Raw genomic sequence first — 15,400 nt, forward strand, 5'->3', positions numbered from 1 at the left:
ATGCAAAACACAAAAAAAACGGGCTTGTTGCGTTAACAACAAGCCCCTACGTAATTTCAACTTAATATCTTAACTAAGTGCAGCCGCTATTTTAGCGCGATCCACTCTTGTCTTTGCTCATCGTCCATAAAGGTCCATGCGATAAAGCGACTTACCTTCTGGCCTTGTGACATCTCGACGACTTTCACTTGTTTAGCTCTAAGCTTGCCAAGCTCTGAACGAACCATATCGACGTTATCTTTCTTAGAAATCAATGTCGTAAACCACAAAACTTGAGTAGCAAAAAGTTGACTCTCTCTTGCCATCTTCATAATGAAAGCGGCTTCACCACCTGGGCACCAAAGCTCGGCTTTTTGACCACCAAAGTTTAAGGTTGGTTTAGCTTGCTTAGTTGATTTATCTAACTTAACTGGCTTCTTGTTCGTTTCAGGCTTGAATGACTGACCGGCTTTCTTAGCACGGTTCGCCGCTAGATTATCCAGTTTACGTTGTGACCCCTTTTCAGCCTCTTCAAGAGAGCTGTGGAATGGCGGGTTACAAATAGTGACATCGTAACGTTCATTATCCTTAATCACGCCCTTAAAGATAGATTCAGAGTCAGCTTGTAGGCGAGCGCGGATCTTACCTTTTAGATTAGGGTTGCTTTCCGCTATGAAGTTCGCTGTTTTGATGGAGACTGAATCAACATCTGTCCCTGTACAACGCCACTTATACTCTGTCGCACCAATGATTGGGTAGATACAGTTTGCACCGACACCAATATCTAATGCTTTCACAGACGCGTGGTTATAGGGTTCACCTTGGCCATCGCTATTAAGGATGTCGGCCACTCTGTGAATGTAGTCTGCACGACCAGGAATTGGCGGGCACAAGTAACCAGCAGGAATATCCCAATGTTTAACGCCATAGTGATGCGCCAACAAAGCTTTGTTGAGTAGCTTAACGGCCAATGGATCAGAGAAATTAATGGTGTCTTCGCCAACCGGATTCTTGATCAGATGCTCTTTTAGCTCAGGCAAGGCTGCAACTAGTAACTCGAAGTTATAGCGGCCAGTGTGCTGGTTTCTTGGGTGTAATCCACCTTGAGGTTTTTCAGCCGAGCGTCTTTTCTGAGCTGCGTTCTTGTTAAAAGCCGTTTTATTGAAAGAACCCTTATTCGATGATCCTTTATTTGCACCCTGCTTCCCTTTACTGTCTTTTGCAAAAGGTCGCTTTGCTTTGTTATTGCCCGCGCCTTTAGGTGCGCTATTCTTGCGGCTTTTATCAGATGTGTTCTTTGTAGAAATACGCTTGTCGCTGCTTGGCTTAGCTGTACTTGGCTTAACATCAGCTTGGTTGTCTTTTGTTTTTGCTGATGAAGTGCTGTTTTTCGACAGGCTTAGCGTCGTTCTATTTTGTGATTGGCTCATTGGGCTACTTCTTTAAATCTAAATACATCATGAATAAACGGGCATCCAACTCAAGTTGATGATATTCCGGTTCCATGTGACAGCATAGTTGGTAAAAGGCTTTGTCGTGCTCTTTCTCTTTGATATGCGCCAGTTCGTGTACCACCAGCATTCTTAGCAAAGGTTCTGGTGCATTTTTAAAAACACTGGCGATACGAATTTCATTCTTTGATTTGATCTTTCCACCGTGATTCTTAGCAACGTAAGAATGCAGACCTAACGCATTATTGATTAGGTGTATCTTGCCGTCGTAAATCACTTTGCTGATCGGTGGTGTTTTTTTCATGTAGCGATTTTTTATCTCAATCGCATAGTCAAACAGGGCTTTCTCGCTTTTTATTTCATGATTCTTTGGGTAGCGAGCTTCAAACCAAGGCACCAATTTACCCGACTCTACAAGTTGAGTAACAGGATCAAGAATGTGCTTAGGATAGCCTTGAATATAGCGTAAAGAAGGATGCATGCTGAAAGACCGTACAAGTTACACCACGACAATACTTTGTGGTCTTGAAAATTGAGCCGCATAGTGTAACTGATCACACTTTTCTAATCACCTAGGATTCGTTACACTTTAGCGAGATTCACCAAGAGCTACACTCAAAAAGAGATTGTAAAAATGAAACGTGTTGTATTGTACGTCGCAGACAAATGCCCGCACTGTAAAGATGCCCAAAGGTATTTAGACTCTAAGAAAATTGTTTACCGCCTGACGAATGCAAAGATGCAGCGTGGCCGTAAAGAATTGCAAGCAATGGGTGCTCGTTCTATCCCCGTGCTTAAAATCGGCGATCAAGTGATGGTCGGCTGGAATCAGAAGAACTTCGATAAGATGTATAACTCAAAGAACACCTAACGTGCTCTGAGCCAGTCATACTTCTATACAACAAAGCCCGAATATCCAATCTAGGATGTTCGGGCTTTGTTTATTTAAATCTTACTAAATCACACATACCGCTTAACGAAATCAATAAAGGTTCGGTCTGCTTTTGACAGATACCCTTCCTTTCTCCACGCCAAAGATAGGTTCAGTTTCACAGGGTCTTTAAATGGCACGCCTACGACATCTTCCTCGTATTCTGTCACCAAGCTAAGCAACGCGGTGATGGCAAACTCTCGCTTCACGATAGAAAGAATCATTGGCAATAAATTGGTTTCGAACGCAATGGTCATATCGAGATTGTACTTCTTACAAGTCGCATCGATAAAATCGCGGTGGAAGTAGCCCGATTTGAACATGATCAGCTCTTGAGCAAAAAATTCTTCAAAGGTGATGGATGGTTGCGTTGCCAGTGGGTGATCTTTGCCAACTACAGCTAACATTTCTGAGCTTAACAGGTGGTCAGTTTCAAGATCATCAGGCACGTTTTCATGGTTGATTACGCCAATATCGAGTTCGCCGTTTAACAGCATTTCACGAATAGATGCGGTGCCTGCATCAATCAAGGTCAACTTTAGGTTTGGGTATTGGCTTTTAAAGGCCATCACGACTTGGGGAAAAAAATAACTGCCCATCATACTTGGAGCGCCTAATCGAACCTCGCCTTTCTCTAACCCCTTTAGCTCATTCATCGCGAGTTGAGCGTCATCAAACTGCTGGGCGATTCGCTTCGCATGCTCAAACAGTACCTTTCCCTCTTCCGTTAAGGTGACGGATTTATCTCCTCGACGGAATAGAATCAACTCAAGCGTCTGTTCTAGTTTTTTAATAGAAATGCTCAATGCGGGCTGCGCGATATGCAGCGCTTTGGCGGCCTGAGTGAAGTTACCAAACTGCGCAACAGCCAGAAAATGTCGAAGAGGTTTTGATTCAAGCATGGCGATATATTTAATATATAGAGGTGATATTTTTAATATATTTCTTTAATCACACTTGTGCTGATAACTTGTTCACAAATAGCTTACTAACTCGTGCAGGCACAACGTAAATGTTTGATAAAGGCAGTCTTCAATACAAACGCATCACCCAATCATTGGCGATTGGCTCGTTTATCATTTTCTGTAACCTTTACCTCTTTCAGCCAATCTTGCCGCACATGGCGGAGCACTTCCAAGTATCTGAAACTCAGATCAACTGGTTGTTTGCTGCTACAACACTCGGCCTTTCGATTAGCTTGGTACCTTGGGCAATTGCCTCTGAAACCTTTGGTCGTAAACCCATTATTCTGTTCAGTCTGTTCGCTATCCCATTAATAGGGTTAAGCATGGTGTTCACGACTACCTTGTTGCAACTCGTTATTGCCCGCGCATTTATGGGCATCGCTGTGGCGGCGTTTGCTGGTGTGGCGGTTGCCTATATGGTTGAGGAGTTAACACCCAAAGCCTTTGCTGTCGCGATTGGAGGTTATATTGCGGCCAACTCATTGGGTGGAATCTTCGGACGTGTATTAGGCGGCTTAATTACAGACTATTTCGATTGGCATGCAACTGTACTGTTTTTCGTTGTCGGTTCATTGCTTGGTGCACTCTTTATTGCCTATCGCCTACCTGACCAACAGAACTTCAAACCTCAAAAAGGGCTGTTCTTTCATCACAACCGCTCCGTTGTAATGCACTTAAGAAACCGTACCTTGTGGCTTGCCATGTTGATTGGTGGTGCTAACTTCGCGCTGTTTGTTAACCTGTACTCTGTAATGGGCTTTAGGCTAGTATCCGAACCTCACTCGGTACCCGTTGGTTTAGCTTCACTGATATTCCTATGTTACTTGGCCGGTACGGTAAGCTCTAAGCTCTCCAACAAATGGACACTTCGCTTTGACCCGTTAAGCGGAATATTGATGGGCGTGTGTATTAGCTTAATCGGAATGCTAATTTCTGCAGTCGACAAAGTTCCGTTCATGCTAGCAGGCTTGTTATTGATTAGTGGCGGCGCGTTCTTCGCCCATACCCTTGCCTACTCTTGGGTAAGTCAAAAAGCACCGAGCGCTAAGGCAACGGCAACCGCTCTTTACTTAGTACACTATTACATAGGCGGGAGCTTAGGTGGTTTCTTACTCTTGTATTGCTGGCAACTATTCGGTTGGAATGGCGTGATTGCGGGCGGTTCAATCTTCTATGTTGCGATATTTGCTTGGGTCTACCAATTAAAACAACTTCAAGTATCGGCCTCTAAACTCGCACAAGCATAAGTACGACTAGGGTTGTAACTCAATTATTGCTTTTGATTAACGTCCGTTCTGATATCCTACGCAAAATTTCATTTCGGAACCTGTTATGTCGAACACTCAAAGCACAGATCTTCAAACCATCCACGACCAAGTAAAACAGTGGTTAGACGATGTCGTTATTGGCCTAAACCTGTGTCCATTCGCAGCCAAGCCACAACGTAATAAACAGATTAAGATCTTTGTGAGTGAAGCAAATACGGAAGAAGTGTTGTTGCAAGACATCATGACGCATTTCGTAGAGTTAGATAACACGCCAGTCGCGGAATTAGAGACGACTTTGGTTGTTGTACCTAACATGCTGCAAGATTTCTTCGACTACAACATGTTCATTGATTGGATTGAAGCGTTGATCAAGCAAGAAGATTGGGAAGGCGTTTACCAAGTAGCAACCTTCCACCCAGACTATTGTTTTGGTGGTGCGGATCCAGAAGACGATGAAAACCTAACGAACCGTTCTCCGTACCCGGTTTACCATTTGATTCGTGAAGCGAGTATGGAAAAAGTGTTGAAGCACTACCCTAACCCTGAAGCGATTCCTGATACCAACATCGCGAGAGTTGAATCCTTAACTCCGGAAGAACGTCGTCAACTGTTCCCTTATCTGTTCAGCTAATCGTTCAGTTAATCGCTAACAAAATGGCTCATATTCCTGAGCGTTCTTGATGATATGGACGAGAAATGAACTGATCTCGTCCATTTTGTTTCGCAATATACAGGCATTCATCGGCAACTTTGATGAGCTTATCTAACGCCGACATCCTTTCCCCTTTGGTATCCCCTGTACTCAACTCAAAATGACACGCACCGATTGATATAGTGACAGGCTTTCTATCCAGTGTGATTTTCTTCATCTCTTGCAAAAGAGTCATGAACTTATCTTCAACATAATTTGGTGTTTTATTTGGGTACCAAAGAATGAACTCCTCGCCACCAAAGCGCGCCACAAACTCACCTTCTTGAGTGTTATTGCTCAGCACGTTCGCCACTTTCTTTAAGACAACATCACCCATTTGATGACCGTAAGTATCATTAACGACCTTAAAGAAATCGATGTCGACAACCGCTAAGGTTCCCTTTCCTAAAGATCCTTTTAACTGCTCCACTTCTGCGTTCAACGTTTTGAACAAGCAACGTCTATTCGGTAAGTGTGTAAGAGGGTCATAAAGAGCTTGGTACTCTAACTTCTCATTCAGCTCTTTGAGTTTTCGTTCTTGCTGCCTTCTAACCAGCTCCACTTCGATCCATGATGCCATTAGTCTCATCACGTCGACATCGAACTCTTTGAACTCACGATGATAGGGTGCTGGGCTTGAAAAGTTTAAGGTGCCATAAAGCTCATCATTAACGAAAATGGGAACCCCAATATAAGACTCCAAGCCAAAAGACTGGTAAGCAGGATGCTTCGCATACTTATCGTGTTTGCCACAATGCTCAATACAGATAGGACCAATCGATTTACAGGTAATTTCGCAATAGGTTGAACGATAATCAAAAGTGTCACCGCTATTGAGTTCTACCCCTTCAGGCGTAACACAATGTTCAACAACATAAGTATTGCCATCGACTTTCGATAAGATACCAATATCAAGGTTGAAGCGTTCAAGCCCCATAATAAGCAGCTGAGCGATCTGAATATCGAAGCCCTTTCGATAATCATTGGTGATTTGATACAAGCGGCGTATAACAATTTCGCTTTCACTGGCTTGGTTCATAAATGGGATTCCACTACTGCTGACATTAATGACAACATTAATATTTCGTATATTAAGAAGAGTAAAGTGTAAAAAAACATAATAATCAATTAGTTTGTATGCAAAATACCTCATTGGTCCAATGAATAAAAGTCGCGTTCTTCCACTTTGCGTTAGCACCCCATTCCTACCTTTGTTAAAATGGTCCATTAACGAAACAAAATGGATAGGAATATGAACCTTTCTCAACTAAACCAAGAAATCTACGATCACCTTTACCGCGACATTGAAGAGTTCCGCAGTACTTTTGATCTGCCGGTTGCTGCTCCTGAAACAATGGACGAAAAAGGCGATACGCTACATACCTCTCTAGCGATCGAAGAGCTAACAGAACTTGCAGAAGCTGACTCTAAAATCGAACAAGCGGACGCTATTGTAGACAGCGTTTATGTTTTGATGGGACGTTTGGTTCACCTTGGCCAAGCTAAGGTTGAAGACAACCTAGCAATCAGCTACCTGATCGACCTACTGTTGAATGTTTCTAAAAACCGCTCAATTGACTTCTTACCTTGCTGGGACGAAGTACACTCAAGCAACATGAGCAAAGTATGTCGCAACGAAACTGAATATGCTGAAACAGAAGCTTTCTATGCTGAGCAGAACATCAAGCTGATGGCGGTTCAAAAAGGCGAATACATCATCGCTAAGTGTGCGGAAGATTTCGTATCGGAAGGCAAGACAGTTCGCCAAGGTAAAGTACTAAAATCTGTACACTACCGTCCTGCGAACCTTGAGCCACTAACGGCTTAACTAAGTTTACGACTGAACTAAGGTTATGGCTGTAGCTATTTAAAGCACCAGCGCACCAAAATAGCAAACGCCACGTTTAAATAACGTGGCGTTTTATTATCTGTCAGTTAATTCTAACTGTGTTAATCGTAGCTGTGTGTTAATCGTAGCTAAATGCTATACCAGTCGAGCCATATGATAAGCCGCCACATATTCGCCATTTCTGAAAGCGAACCCTGCGGACTCTCCTTCAATCACGAAACCGAACTTCTTATACAGGCTGATCGCTCTTTCGTTATCGGTATACACCGTTAACTCCATTCGCTTGATGTTAATCCAGTTATCACACAAGTCGATTGCTGTTGCGAGCAGTTGGCTACCGACACCTTTGCCTAGCACATCGTCCTTAACACCCATACCAAATGAAGCCACATGTCGTCTTCTTGGATTCACACACACTTCCATTCCCAAGTTGCCAACAATCTCATCGTCGATCATCGCGACATACGAATACACGTTATCAGGCATATTAGAGATTCGTTTTTGCCAGCTTTCCAGAGATGGATTTGGGAGTTGCAGCGTACCGGTATAAGCATTAGTGCATTCGTAAACTTCTTTTATTCCCTTCGCATCTGACGGCTCAGACCGTCTCACTATAATACTCATCGCAACTCCTAATATTTCTTCGCTAAATATGAAACACATCCTCAATGTGCACCTAAACACACTAACAAATAGTGAATATTTAACAATAGGTTAGATGAACTTATCTTATTGGGCTTAATTGATACTGAGTAAACGCCCTCTCTCAATATCTTGCTCAAGTACCTCCGGCGTTAAATCGCCATGTCCATGGTGGTCATGATTATGGTGATGACCATGATCGTGTCCGTGGGAATAACCTTTGTGTTCATTTGCTCTTTGAGCTAACTTGTGTGAGTCCAAATAGGTATCAGTTAAATCAGCACAATATTCTTCGGTCCATAAACGTCGAGCCTCATCATCACTCATGATTTGTTCGGCTTTAGGGCCCAATTTGTCCATGTAGAACATCCCCAGCTCCTCACCTTCTACATTGGCGTGGTTGATAAGGTTCATAAACGCAGGCTCTTGATTCTCATCTGATAGATGACCATTTTTGTAACACACGGTTAGACCAATAATATCGTCGCCAAGTTTCTCTAATTCAGGGTTAAAATGATTGTGACTATGATTATGTTCGGCAGCGGCGACAAGCATTGGAGTAAGTAAAACACATGCGATAGCCAGTAGCTTAATGGTATTTTTCATGGGATAGACCTTCTGTATTTTCGAATACAAATTTGATTAGTTGGCTGACTTAGCTTCTTGTGAGATGAGCTAAGTTAAGGGGAACTTCAAGACCATTTCAGCCTGAGTACCCCTCTGTCTCACTACAAATAATCAATATGATTGGATAACGAGGCTCGATATAACGAGCGTTCTATAGACAAAAATCACTTATCAACTACGATTCTTGCTGGTGCGATGGTGTAAGTCATTGGCTTCACCTCCCATTCACCTTTTGCTTCCAATGCAACCGCTAGTGCTTGCGCCTCTTCACATACCTTCGCTGGTTTTCCGTCAGCCCAGTATGATGGACCCGAAGTGTAGCCGCACATCACTGAAAACGTGTGTTGCCCATTCTTTGTGGTGTATTCCGTCATAATGACACCACCTTCTCCATGCGTTATTTTTAGCGAGCCTTCATCGGCGACATGCATTGCATCGGAAGGATTCGGTTTGACATACGTTGTGTAGGTCCCACCATCTGACATGGATTGGTTGTCATACATGGTGTAGCCTTCTTTTTCTGAAGGTAAGGTCAGTTCGTAGTTAGGATCAATATCCGCTAAACGTTCTGAGTTATTCGTCGCACCAGGTTGATAGTTGTGAGCATTGGATTGTCCGTTAGCGAAAACAGACGCTGACACTAAAGATAGAATGACGACCGCTAAAATTGATTTTTTCATAATGAACTCCAGATATTCTAAGCAAAGATGTTGTAAGCAATAGTTTTTATGATTGAGTAAGAGAATGGGTTTATTTACCTAACTTTTTAGGATGTGAGGGCAATATCAGCCCTCACTGCAAATACCCTATTTGTTGTCGGTTCCTGCTCCTTCACCAGGCTCAGTTGGACGACTTACCGACTTGCGCTCAAGGTTGTGGTGAGCACGCACTCTATCCATGTATTCTTGCTTGGTGTTCATACCTTGCTTCATTGCTTCTGGTACTTGTTCAGCTGGGATCACGATGTCACGGTCGACTGGCCACTCAGTCAACAGCTCTGGGTGGTAGCCTTCTGGGTAGTACAGTTTTGGATCCAACTCTAAATCACGAATCTCTTGTTCTTGTATGTCTTCACGGCTGTTTTTCGGCAGCGGGATTCTAAAGTCAGACCCATCGGCCATATCAAATTGTGGCGCTCGCGCATTCGGGAAATCAGGTAAAATACCTTCACGAACCCACGCATTATCTTTAGTCATGTTAACGACAATGCCATCTGGCGCACCGAAGTGGTAAGGCCCTTGCCAATGGTGTCGAACCTCTGCAACGGTTTCCTCATTGAGATATGGGTCGAATGTCATGTGCGTTGTCATGAACAAGCGCGGTTGTACTTCATTCGCCACATAACCCGCCGCGTACGCTGGTGTATGGTGAGTATCAACGGTGTAACGTGCTAAGAATGGCGGCACACCTTGAATAATCGAAGACACACCGAACGTTTCGGTTTGCAGCTCAGTAATGAACAAGTCTGCACCTTTTGCGTATTTCAAATCCAACTCGGTTGGGCGACCGTCTCCTGTCCAAACAAACGAAAGCACTCGACCGTCATCTTGAGTCCAATTCAAGCGGTAACCAGACGCGCCATCTTTTGCGTGACTGCGTCGCCAGTGAATCACTTCCACATTGTCTTGGTCATAGATAACACCTCCGTCGTCGCGGAAATCAAACTCGTGTACCACTATGTCGTTGCCTGATGGGAACACATCAAATGCGTCGGTGTGCCAGTTCAACATTTGCTGCATGCCTTCAATCATATGACGAGTGCCATATTCTGGAGTCGCACCACTCGGACCATAAATGTTAAGCGGCTTTTCCCAGCGACCATTCCAACCACCAAATTGATACAGATAAGGTAACGAGCCGTAATGGTCTACGTGTAAGTGAGTAATGAAGATATGGTCGAGTTCATTCATCGCGACACCCGCCGCTACGTAGTTCGCAATTGATCCTTCACCTAAATCAAAGACAAAGTTAGAGCCGTTACCCAATTCGACGTATATCGAGGTGTTTGCCTGCCCCGGGCGAATCATTGGTGATGTCCCCATGAACGTGACACGCATTTCATCCGGTTGAACTTCTTCCGTGCGTGGGAACCAGTTGGCGCCCGACACCATGTGATCGCCATAAGGTGCAATGCCCTCAAACATCAGGCCTTCTTTCCAACCTGAATTGGTTTCTTTGCGATAGTCACCATTGTTTACACCGCCCATTAACACAGAAAGCACCTCTTCTTCTGAAGAGTACAAGTTCCCCTTAGGTTGAGTGCTCAGATACTCTTCAAGGGTTTCACCCTCGTGATATTCAAATTTCTCGAGTTTTTGAATATCAGAGTTAGTTTGCTTGGTGTTGTATTGCATCATTGGGTCAGCAGCAAAAGCGGTTGTCGTGATGATCATTGCTGTAGAGATGATTGATAATTTTGCGAAAGTTCTCATAGTTTCACCTATCGGTCTGAGTATTTAGTAAATGAATGAAGTTCCTTCCTCACTCCGATGCAAACAAGTTTATTAATAAACAGAACCTTGATATATAGTGTAAACTTTACTTAAAACCTCCATTTCATTTATGAGTTAATGATAACTCCACCATGATTTGGATGAGTGGCAATAAGAATAGAGGGAACTGAATTTGGACCTTAATCTACTGACGACATTTTTGGCCGTTTACAAACACAGCTCTATCACCGTGGCATCAGAGCAGCTCGATATTTCTCAACCCGCGGTAAGCGCGGCGATTAAGAGACTCGAAGGTGTCGTGGGCAAGGCTTTATTTGTGAGAGAAGGACGAGGTATCGCGCCCACTGGAGCAGCGGTATCACTCGCTAATAAGATAGAAGACCCATTGAACATCATTGGAACGGTTGAGCAGCAAAAGAATGACCTTAAAGTCTATTGCACAGAGAGCTTGCTTCATTTCGTTAGCCAGGTTGAAGGCGTAAGCTTTACGGAAGCGCCACTCGAAGAGGAAGAACTGTTTGATGCGCTTACTGCACAAAAAGTAGATATCGTCATTGATGTACTTTCGAGTAAGAAACACTCATTGATTGAAGAAACCATCGTCGATGAGGAGCCCGTGTGTCTGACTCGAATCAACCACCCTCGAATTGGTGAGACACTAAGTAAAGAAGAGTATTTCCAAGAGGAACATATTGCGCTCAAGATCAAACGCGCCAACATGAACACGGTCGAGTTTTTATCAGAGAGCGATATCGAGCCGAGAAAAGTCAGAATTGAAACCAGCTCAATTTCAAGCATGCTGATTTTGGCAAGCACGACAGATTATATCGCCGCTTCTACTCGCTCTTTTGCAGAAATGCTTGCACCAGCGCTTGGCTTACGCGTTCACCCTATCCCCATCAAATTAAGACCGATCACGTTTCGAATGCTCTATCACCGCCGCTACGCTAAAGACGAACAGCACATCAAAACCCGTGAAGCAATCAAATCAGCATTAAGGAAACATAAATGAAACTGAGGTTTTAACTAAAGTTAACCCTATTAATATAAATTCAGTTTAATCACATACTCTCTAGCAAGTTAATTCAATAGAACGACACTGGAGAATCCATGAAAAAACTTAACCTTATTGCTCTACCACTTACGTTACTCAGCAGCGCAGCGTTTGCGACTTCGACTCAAGTTTACATCGAACAAAACGTTGCCTCTAATGCTGCTGATAACGGTGTCTACACCACAGAAGCTGGCGCATTAATCGATACCTCAGAAAATGGACAAGTCTATATAGGTTTTGATGACCAGGGTTGGCTAGCCGCGGGTTACGGACACGACTTTCACATCAGCGAATCCTTCACGTTCAACCTATACGGTGAACTCGGTAAATGGGACAACGGTGAAGAGTTATTAATCGAAGGTATTATCGATTATCAAGTGAACGACAACTTCAATGTATTCGGTGGATTGGGATATAACCAGTCAGGGCAAGTACTCGAGAATGTAAGCGACACCACGATCAACACCAATAAGTTCATCGCCGGTGCGGGGTACTCACTCGCAGGCTGGGATTTAGCTTATCAATACACTCACGAAAACAGTGATGGATCCAATGGCGGGTTTACCCACAACGATGACAACGTAATCTTTCATCAAGGCGACTACCGTACCAATGAGCACGAAGTCGTTCTCTCTAAAAGCATCGACGACTGGACACCCTACGTGAAATACACCTATTTCAACACCAACGAAGGTGACCTTTACTTGAACGGCCAATCGATGGGCCCGATCGACAACGACAGCATCATCACACTTGGTTTGTCTTACGACTTCTAAATATCTCAGATTCAATTCTCATAGGCAGATGGATTTGCCCACCTTTCGAGGGCACTACTATGAAAATTACTTCTCAACGTAACAAAGCCATTAATATCGCTGCAGCGATCAGTATCGTTTTGTTTTCTGCGATTCCCACCTACGTAAGTGCTGATCACTTAGACTCCCATTATCTAGAGCCGAGTTATCTAGAAACCAGCTATCTAGACTCCTCCTTCGTCGAATTCATGACACCAGATTTTGATCAGGGGTATCTTAACGATGAGATTAAGCAAAACCTTACTCTGGAATAATTCTTCAACACATTACAAAACGTTATATAGCTCTTGTTTTCTATATAACTCTCATCTTGTTATAGAGCCGTGCTGAGTGATTAAGACTCCGTTCCTGAATCACTTTTTCTAGGCTGATGACATTCAAAACCGCAAATGCAGACGCTAAAAAAGACACCACACTCGTCAAAAAGTGTGGTGTCTTGGTTATTATTGCAAGGCTAATTAACTAACAATAGTTAAGATTAGTTGGCTGGACGCCAAACGCCCCATTTGTCATTTTCGTAAGTCGCTTTAGGGTTAGTACCACCTTGAACCCACCATTGTGCTTTCCATGACTGGTTCGAGTAAGTCACGACTTCGCCACCAAGGTAAGTCGCTGATGAGTCCCACGTACCTGGATCTGGCGTAGGGTCTGGGTCTGGGTCTGGTGTTACGCCACCGTCATCAGCAATTACTTCAAAAGTGAAGGTTTCAAAACTGTCGCTTTCAATCGAGCTAGCCATAAACGATAAAGTTTCGTTTGCAGTGATGCCAGTGGTATCAACTACGATAGAAGCCGTGCCGTTATTTTGAATGCTTACAGAAGTACCTTGAGTTTGAGTCAATGTCGCCGCTTCGCTTGTTGAAATTACAACTTTGTCGCCAGCATTCACTACGTTGTCACTCTTCACTAGCTCGTAGATGTCGCCTTTTAATGGTTCAACACCACCGTCGCCACCATCAATCAGTGTTAACTGACCAGAAGCACGGCTATCTTTTGAGTTAAAGAAGTTACGTGAAGGATCGTTTTGGAAGTACATGTAGTGCTGCATTTCAGCGTGCCAATCACCAATGAAGATCGCGCCATCTTTAAACTCTTCGTGCCAGCCGTTAATCTCTGAAGCCAACAAGCGAGCCCAATCGTTAACGTTTGAAGCGTCGATAACGATGTCGAAGCTACGCGCGACTTCACCGTACTTGTTGATGATGTCGTACTTAACCGTATCACCAATTTCTGGCGTACCAAACTGGTCAGAAACAAACAGGTCGCCACGGACTAGATCAGGTTGAGGTGTAGGCTCTGGTGGAGGGGTTGTGCCACCCGCGATAGTGATGTCTGAACAGTTGTAGAAGCCTTCGCCCGCAGCATCATCACGTTGCCAACGAACGAATAGAATCGCATCGCCAGAACGGTCTGAAGGAATAGTGACATTAATGCGGTACTTGCCGCCATTAACCGGAACGTTACCCTCTTCTTGGATAAGATCTAAGTCTCCCCACGCTAGGCCTTTGCTTAGGTCCGCGTTTGGTTTCGTTAGGTAGAACTCCCAGAAAGAAGGGTTGTGTGGCGCTGTCGCATTGAATACATATTCAAACGTACCAGTATTTAGCTCGGTACGAGTCCAACCAGTATGAGGCGCACCCATGCCGCGTTTTTGCGAATCGTTGGCATAACATAACGTGCCGTCAGGAATCGCCGCTTTTACAGCATTGATATTATTGAAATCTTGGACATTTTTCGCGTACTCGTTACGTTGAACAAACGGGTATGAACCCGAAATGTCTTTTGCTTGAGCACACGCAGCATTAGGTGGTGTACCCGACCAAATCCCGCCTTGCTCGTAACACGTGTTCTGACGCGCGCTTGGAAACTCAGACCAACCATGAGCATTTGCCACTGACGGCACACTCGATAGCATAGCCATACCCACTGCTATTTTTAGAATATTATTATTTATTGTTGTCACTTTCCCACTCTCTATTATTTTACCCTAAACACAAAACCAATTGGTTACTAACCAACCAGCACTGTAATTCGAAGGTTTATAGTTTCCGACTTAAAGAACAACGAAAAATATATACGTCAATTTTATCAATAACAGCGGGTTTTATATTAATAGGAATCAGCATCACACAACTCAAACAAATGCGTTGTAGATAGATGATGTTGCTTCGAATTATGACATTTCAGTATTCTATGTTGATTGAGTGAACATTATTCGGAATGAATAAAAAAGCGGCTTTATGATTAAGCCGCTTTGGGGATATAAAGGCGTTAGGTAGTAAGAAGATATTTAATAACGGCTATGCATGCCCATGCGATGTGACATGTCATCGTCCATACGACCGCCCTTCCAACCGCCGCCACCCAATAGATTAAGTACATCTCGCGCTGTGTAGTCTTCTCCGCCAAAGAAGTCATTAGACACATCATTACGCAGCAACTGAATAGTTGGAGCTAATTCAACAGCAAGATCTTGTGGATCCGCAAACAAGGCTAAAGCAATCTGTTGTTGGCGTTTACTCAACTCACGAGAACTTGTTTCAACCTGCCCAATAGAGAAGAAATCACGGCTTCCGTAGCTCTTCACCATCTTTGCAGACAATGACTTAATCACCTTTTTGATTCTTCTTCTTTGGATGTATCTAAACATATTTGCTTCCTTTACTAACTCGCCT

17 protein-coding genes are annotated in these 15,400 nt (G+C 43.7%); 7 read left to right on the forward strand and 10 right to left on the reverse strand.

The window, feature by feature from the left end:
* Positions 1 to 86: 86 nt before the first annotated feature.
* The gene (gene rlmF, locus AB4583_RS10970; protein WP_017068287.1) at positions 87 to 1,409 is read right to left on the reverse strand and encodes a 23S rRNA (adenine(1618)-N(6))-methyltransferase RlmF; all 1,323 of its coding nucleotides are present in this window, start codon (positions 1,407 to 1,409) and stop codon (positions 87 to 89) included.
* 4 nt (positions 1,410 to 1,413) lie between these two features.
* Positions 1,414 to 1,911 carry a YgjP-like metallopeptidase domain-containing protein gene (locus AB4583_RS10975; RefSeq protein ID WP_004734935.1) on the reverse strand — a complete coding sequence of 166 codons (498 nt, stop codon included), beginning with the start codon at positions 1,909 to 1,911 and terminating at the stop codon, positions 1,414 to 1,416.
* 153 nt (positions 1,912 to 2,064) lie between these two features.
* On the opposite strand from AB4583_RS10975, the gene AB4583_RS10980 reads away from it, so the two are divergent.
* Complete coding sequence (locus tag AB4583_RS10980; RefSeq protein WP_016786183.1) at positions 2,065 to 2,301, forward strand: glutaredoxin family protein; 237 nt, start codon at positions 2,065 to 2,067, stop codon at positions 2,299 to 2,301.
* Between the two features lie 89 nt (positions 2,302 to 2,390).
* Here the strand turns inward: AB4583_RS10980 and AB4583_RS10985 are convergent, their stop codons facing one another.
* Positions 2,391 to 3,263 (reverse strand): LysR family transcriptional regulator, encoded by an 873-nt coding sequence (locus AB4583_RS10985; RefSeq protein ID WP_017065533.1) that lies wholly within the window; start codon positions 3,261 to 3,263, stop codon positions 2,391 to 2,393.
* A 110-nt stretch (positions 3,264 to 3,373) separates the two neighbouring features.
* Here AB4583_RS10985 and AB4583_RS10990 point away from each other — a divergent pair, with 110 nt between their 5' ends.
* Both AB4583_RS10990 and AB4583_RS10995 read left to right on the forward strand, forming a co-directional pair.
* Positions 3,374 to 4,573: an MFS transporter gene (locus AB4583_RS10990; protein ID WP_017070902.1), complete on the forward strand. Its 1,200-nt coding sequence runs from the start codon at positions 3,374 to 3,376 to the stop codon at positions 4,571 to 4,573.
* An 85-nt stretch (positions 4,574 to 4,658) separates the two neighbouring features.
* The gene (locus AB4583_RS10995) at positions 4,659 to 5,225 is read left to right on the forward strand and encodes a DUF1415 domain-containing protein (RefSeq protein ID WP_017059169.1); all 567 of its coding nucleotides are present in this window, start codon (positions 4,659 to 4,661) and stop codon (positions 5,223 to 5,225) included.
* A 28-nt stretch (positions 5,226 to 5,253) separates the two neighbouring features.
* Here AB4583_RS10995 and AB4583_RS11000 read toward each other — a convergent pair whose 3' ends face one another.
* A complete protein-coding gene (locus AB4583_RS11000) occupies positions 5,254 to 6,324 on the reverse strand; it encodes a diguanylate cyclase domain-containing protein (RefSeq protein ID WP_017068285.1) in 1,071 nt (356 codons plus the stop codon).
* A 213-nt stretch (positions 6,325 to 6,537) separates the two neighbouring features.
* Between AB4583_RS11000 and AB4583_RS11005 the strand changes: the two genes are divergently transcribed.
* Positions 6,538 to 7,113: a nucleoside triphosphate pyrophosphohydrolase family protein gene (locus AB4583_RS11005; protein WP_304564037.1), complete on the forward strand. Its 576-nt coding sequence runs from the start codon at positions 6,538 to 6,540 to the stop codon at positions 7,111 to 7,113.
* 156 nt (positions 7,114 to 7,269) lie between these two features.
* On the opposite strand, the gene AB4583_RS11010 is transcribed toward AB4583_RS11005, so the two are convergent.
* The 4 genes from AB4583_RS11010 to gntH form a co-directional block, all read right to left on the reverse strand.
* On the reverse strand, positions 7,270 to 7,758 hold the full coding sequence (locus AB4583_RS11010) for a GNAT family N-acetyltransferase (RefSeq protein WP_017068284.1): 489 nt from the start codon (positions 7,756 to 7,758) through the stop codon (positions 7,270 to 7,272).
* 114 nt (positions 7,759 to 7,872) lie between these two features.
* Positions 7,873 to 8,382, reverse strand: coding sequence for a hypothetical protein (locus tag AB4583_RS11015; RefSeq protein WP_017070904.1), 510 nt, complete (start codon positions 8,380 to 8,382; stop codon positions 7,873 to 7,875).
* A gap of 185 nt (positions 8,383 to 8,567) precedes the next feature.
* Entirely contained in the window at positions 8,568 to 9,083 is a 516-nt protein-coding gene (locus tag AB4583_RS11020) for a hypothetical protein (protein WP_017068282.1), read from the reverse strand.
* Between the two features lie 126 nt (positions 9,084 to 9,209).
* Positions 9,210 to 10,835, reverse strand: coding sequence for a guanitoxin biosynthesis MBL fold metallo-hydrolase GntH (gene gntH, locus AB4583_RS11025; RefSeq protein ID WP_017068281.1), 1,626 nt, complete (start codon positions 10,833 to 10,835; stop codon positions 9,210 to 9,212).
* A gap of 193 nt (positions 10,836 to 11,028) precedes the next feature.
* Here gntH and AB4583_RS11030 point away from each other — a divergent pair, with 193 nt between their 5' ends.
* The 3 genes from AB4583_RS11030 to AB4583_RS11040 all read left to right on the forward strand — a co-directional run bounded on the left by AB4583_RS11030 (position 11,029) and on the right by AB4583_RS11040 (position 12,979).
* Positions 11,029 to 11,868, forward strand: a complete 840-nt coding sequence (locus AB4583_RS11030) for a LysR family transcriptional regulator (RefSeq protein ID WP_017068280.1) — start codon at positions 11,029 to 11,031, stop codon at positions 11,866 to 11,868.
* Between the two features lie 98 nt (positions 11,869 to 11,966).
* Positions 11,967 to 12,686, forward strand: a complete 720-nt coding sequence (locus AB4583_RS11035; protein ID WP_017068279.1) for a hypothetical protein — start codon at positions 11,967 to 11,969, stop codon at positions 12,684 to 12,686.
* Positions 12,687 to 12,745: 59 nt separating this feature from the next.
* On the forward strand, positions 12,746 to 12,979 hold the full coding sequence (locus tag AB4583_RS11040; RefSeq protein ID WP_017068278.1) for a hypothetical protein: 234 nt from the start codon (positions 12,746 to 12,748) through the stop codon (positions 12,977 to 12,979).
* A 224-nt stretch (positions 12,980 to 13,203) separates the two neighbouring features.
* Here the strand turns inward: AB4583_RS11040 and AB4583_RS11045 are convergent, their stop codons facing one another.
* Both AB4583_RS11045 and AB4583_RS11050 read right to left on the reverse strand, forming a co-directional pair.
* Entirely contained in the window at positions 13,204 to 14,640 is a 1,437-nt protein-coding gene (locus AB4583_RS11045) for a lytic polysaccharide monooxygenase (protein WP_029235557.1), read from the reverse strand.
* 375 nt (positions 14,641 to 15,015) lie between these two features.
* Positions 15,016 to 15,375 (reverse strand): DUF6559 family protein, encoded by a 360-nt coding sequence (locus AB4583_RS11050; RefSeq protein ID WP_017066163.1) that lies wholly within the window; start codon positions 15,373 to 15,375, stop codon positions 15,016 to 15,018.
* Positions 15,376 to 15,400: the final 25 nt, after the last annotated feature.

The organism is Vibrio sp. 10N.222.49.C12 (assembly GCF_041475025.1).
Classification (GTDB): domain Bacteria; phylum Pseudomonadota; class Gammaproteobacteria; order Enterobacterales; family Vibrionaceae; genus Vibrio; species Vibrio crassostreae_C.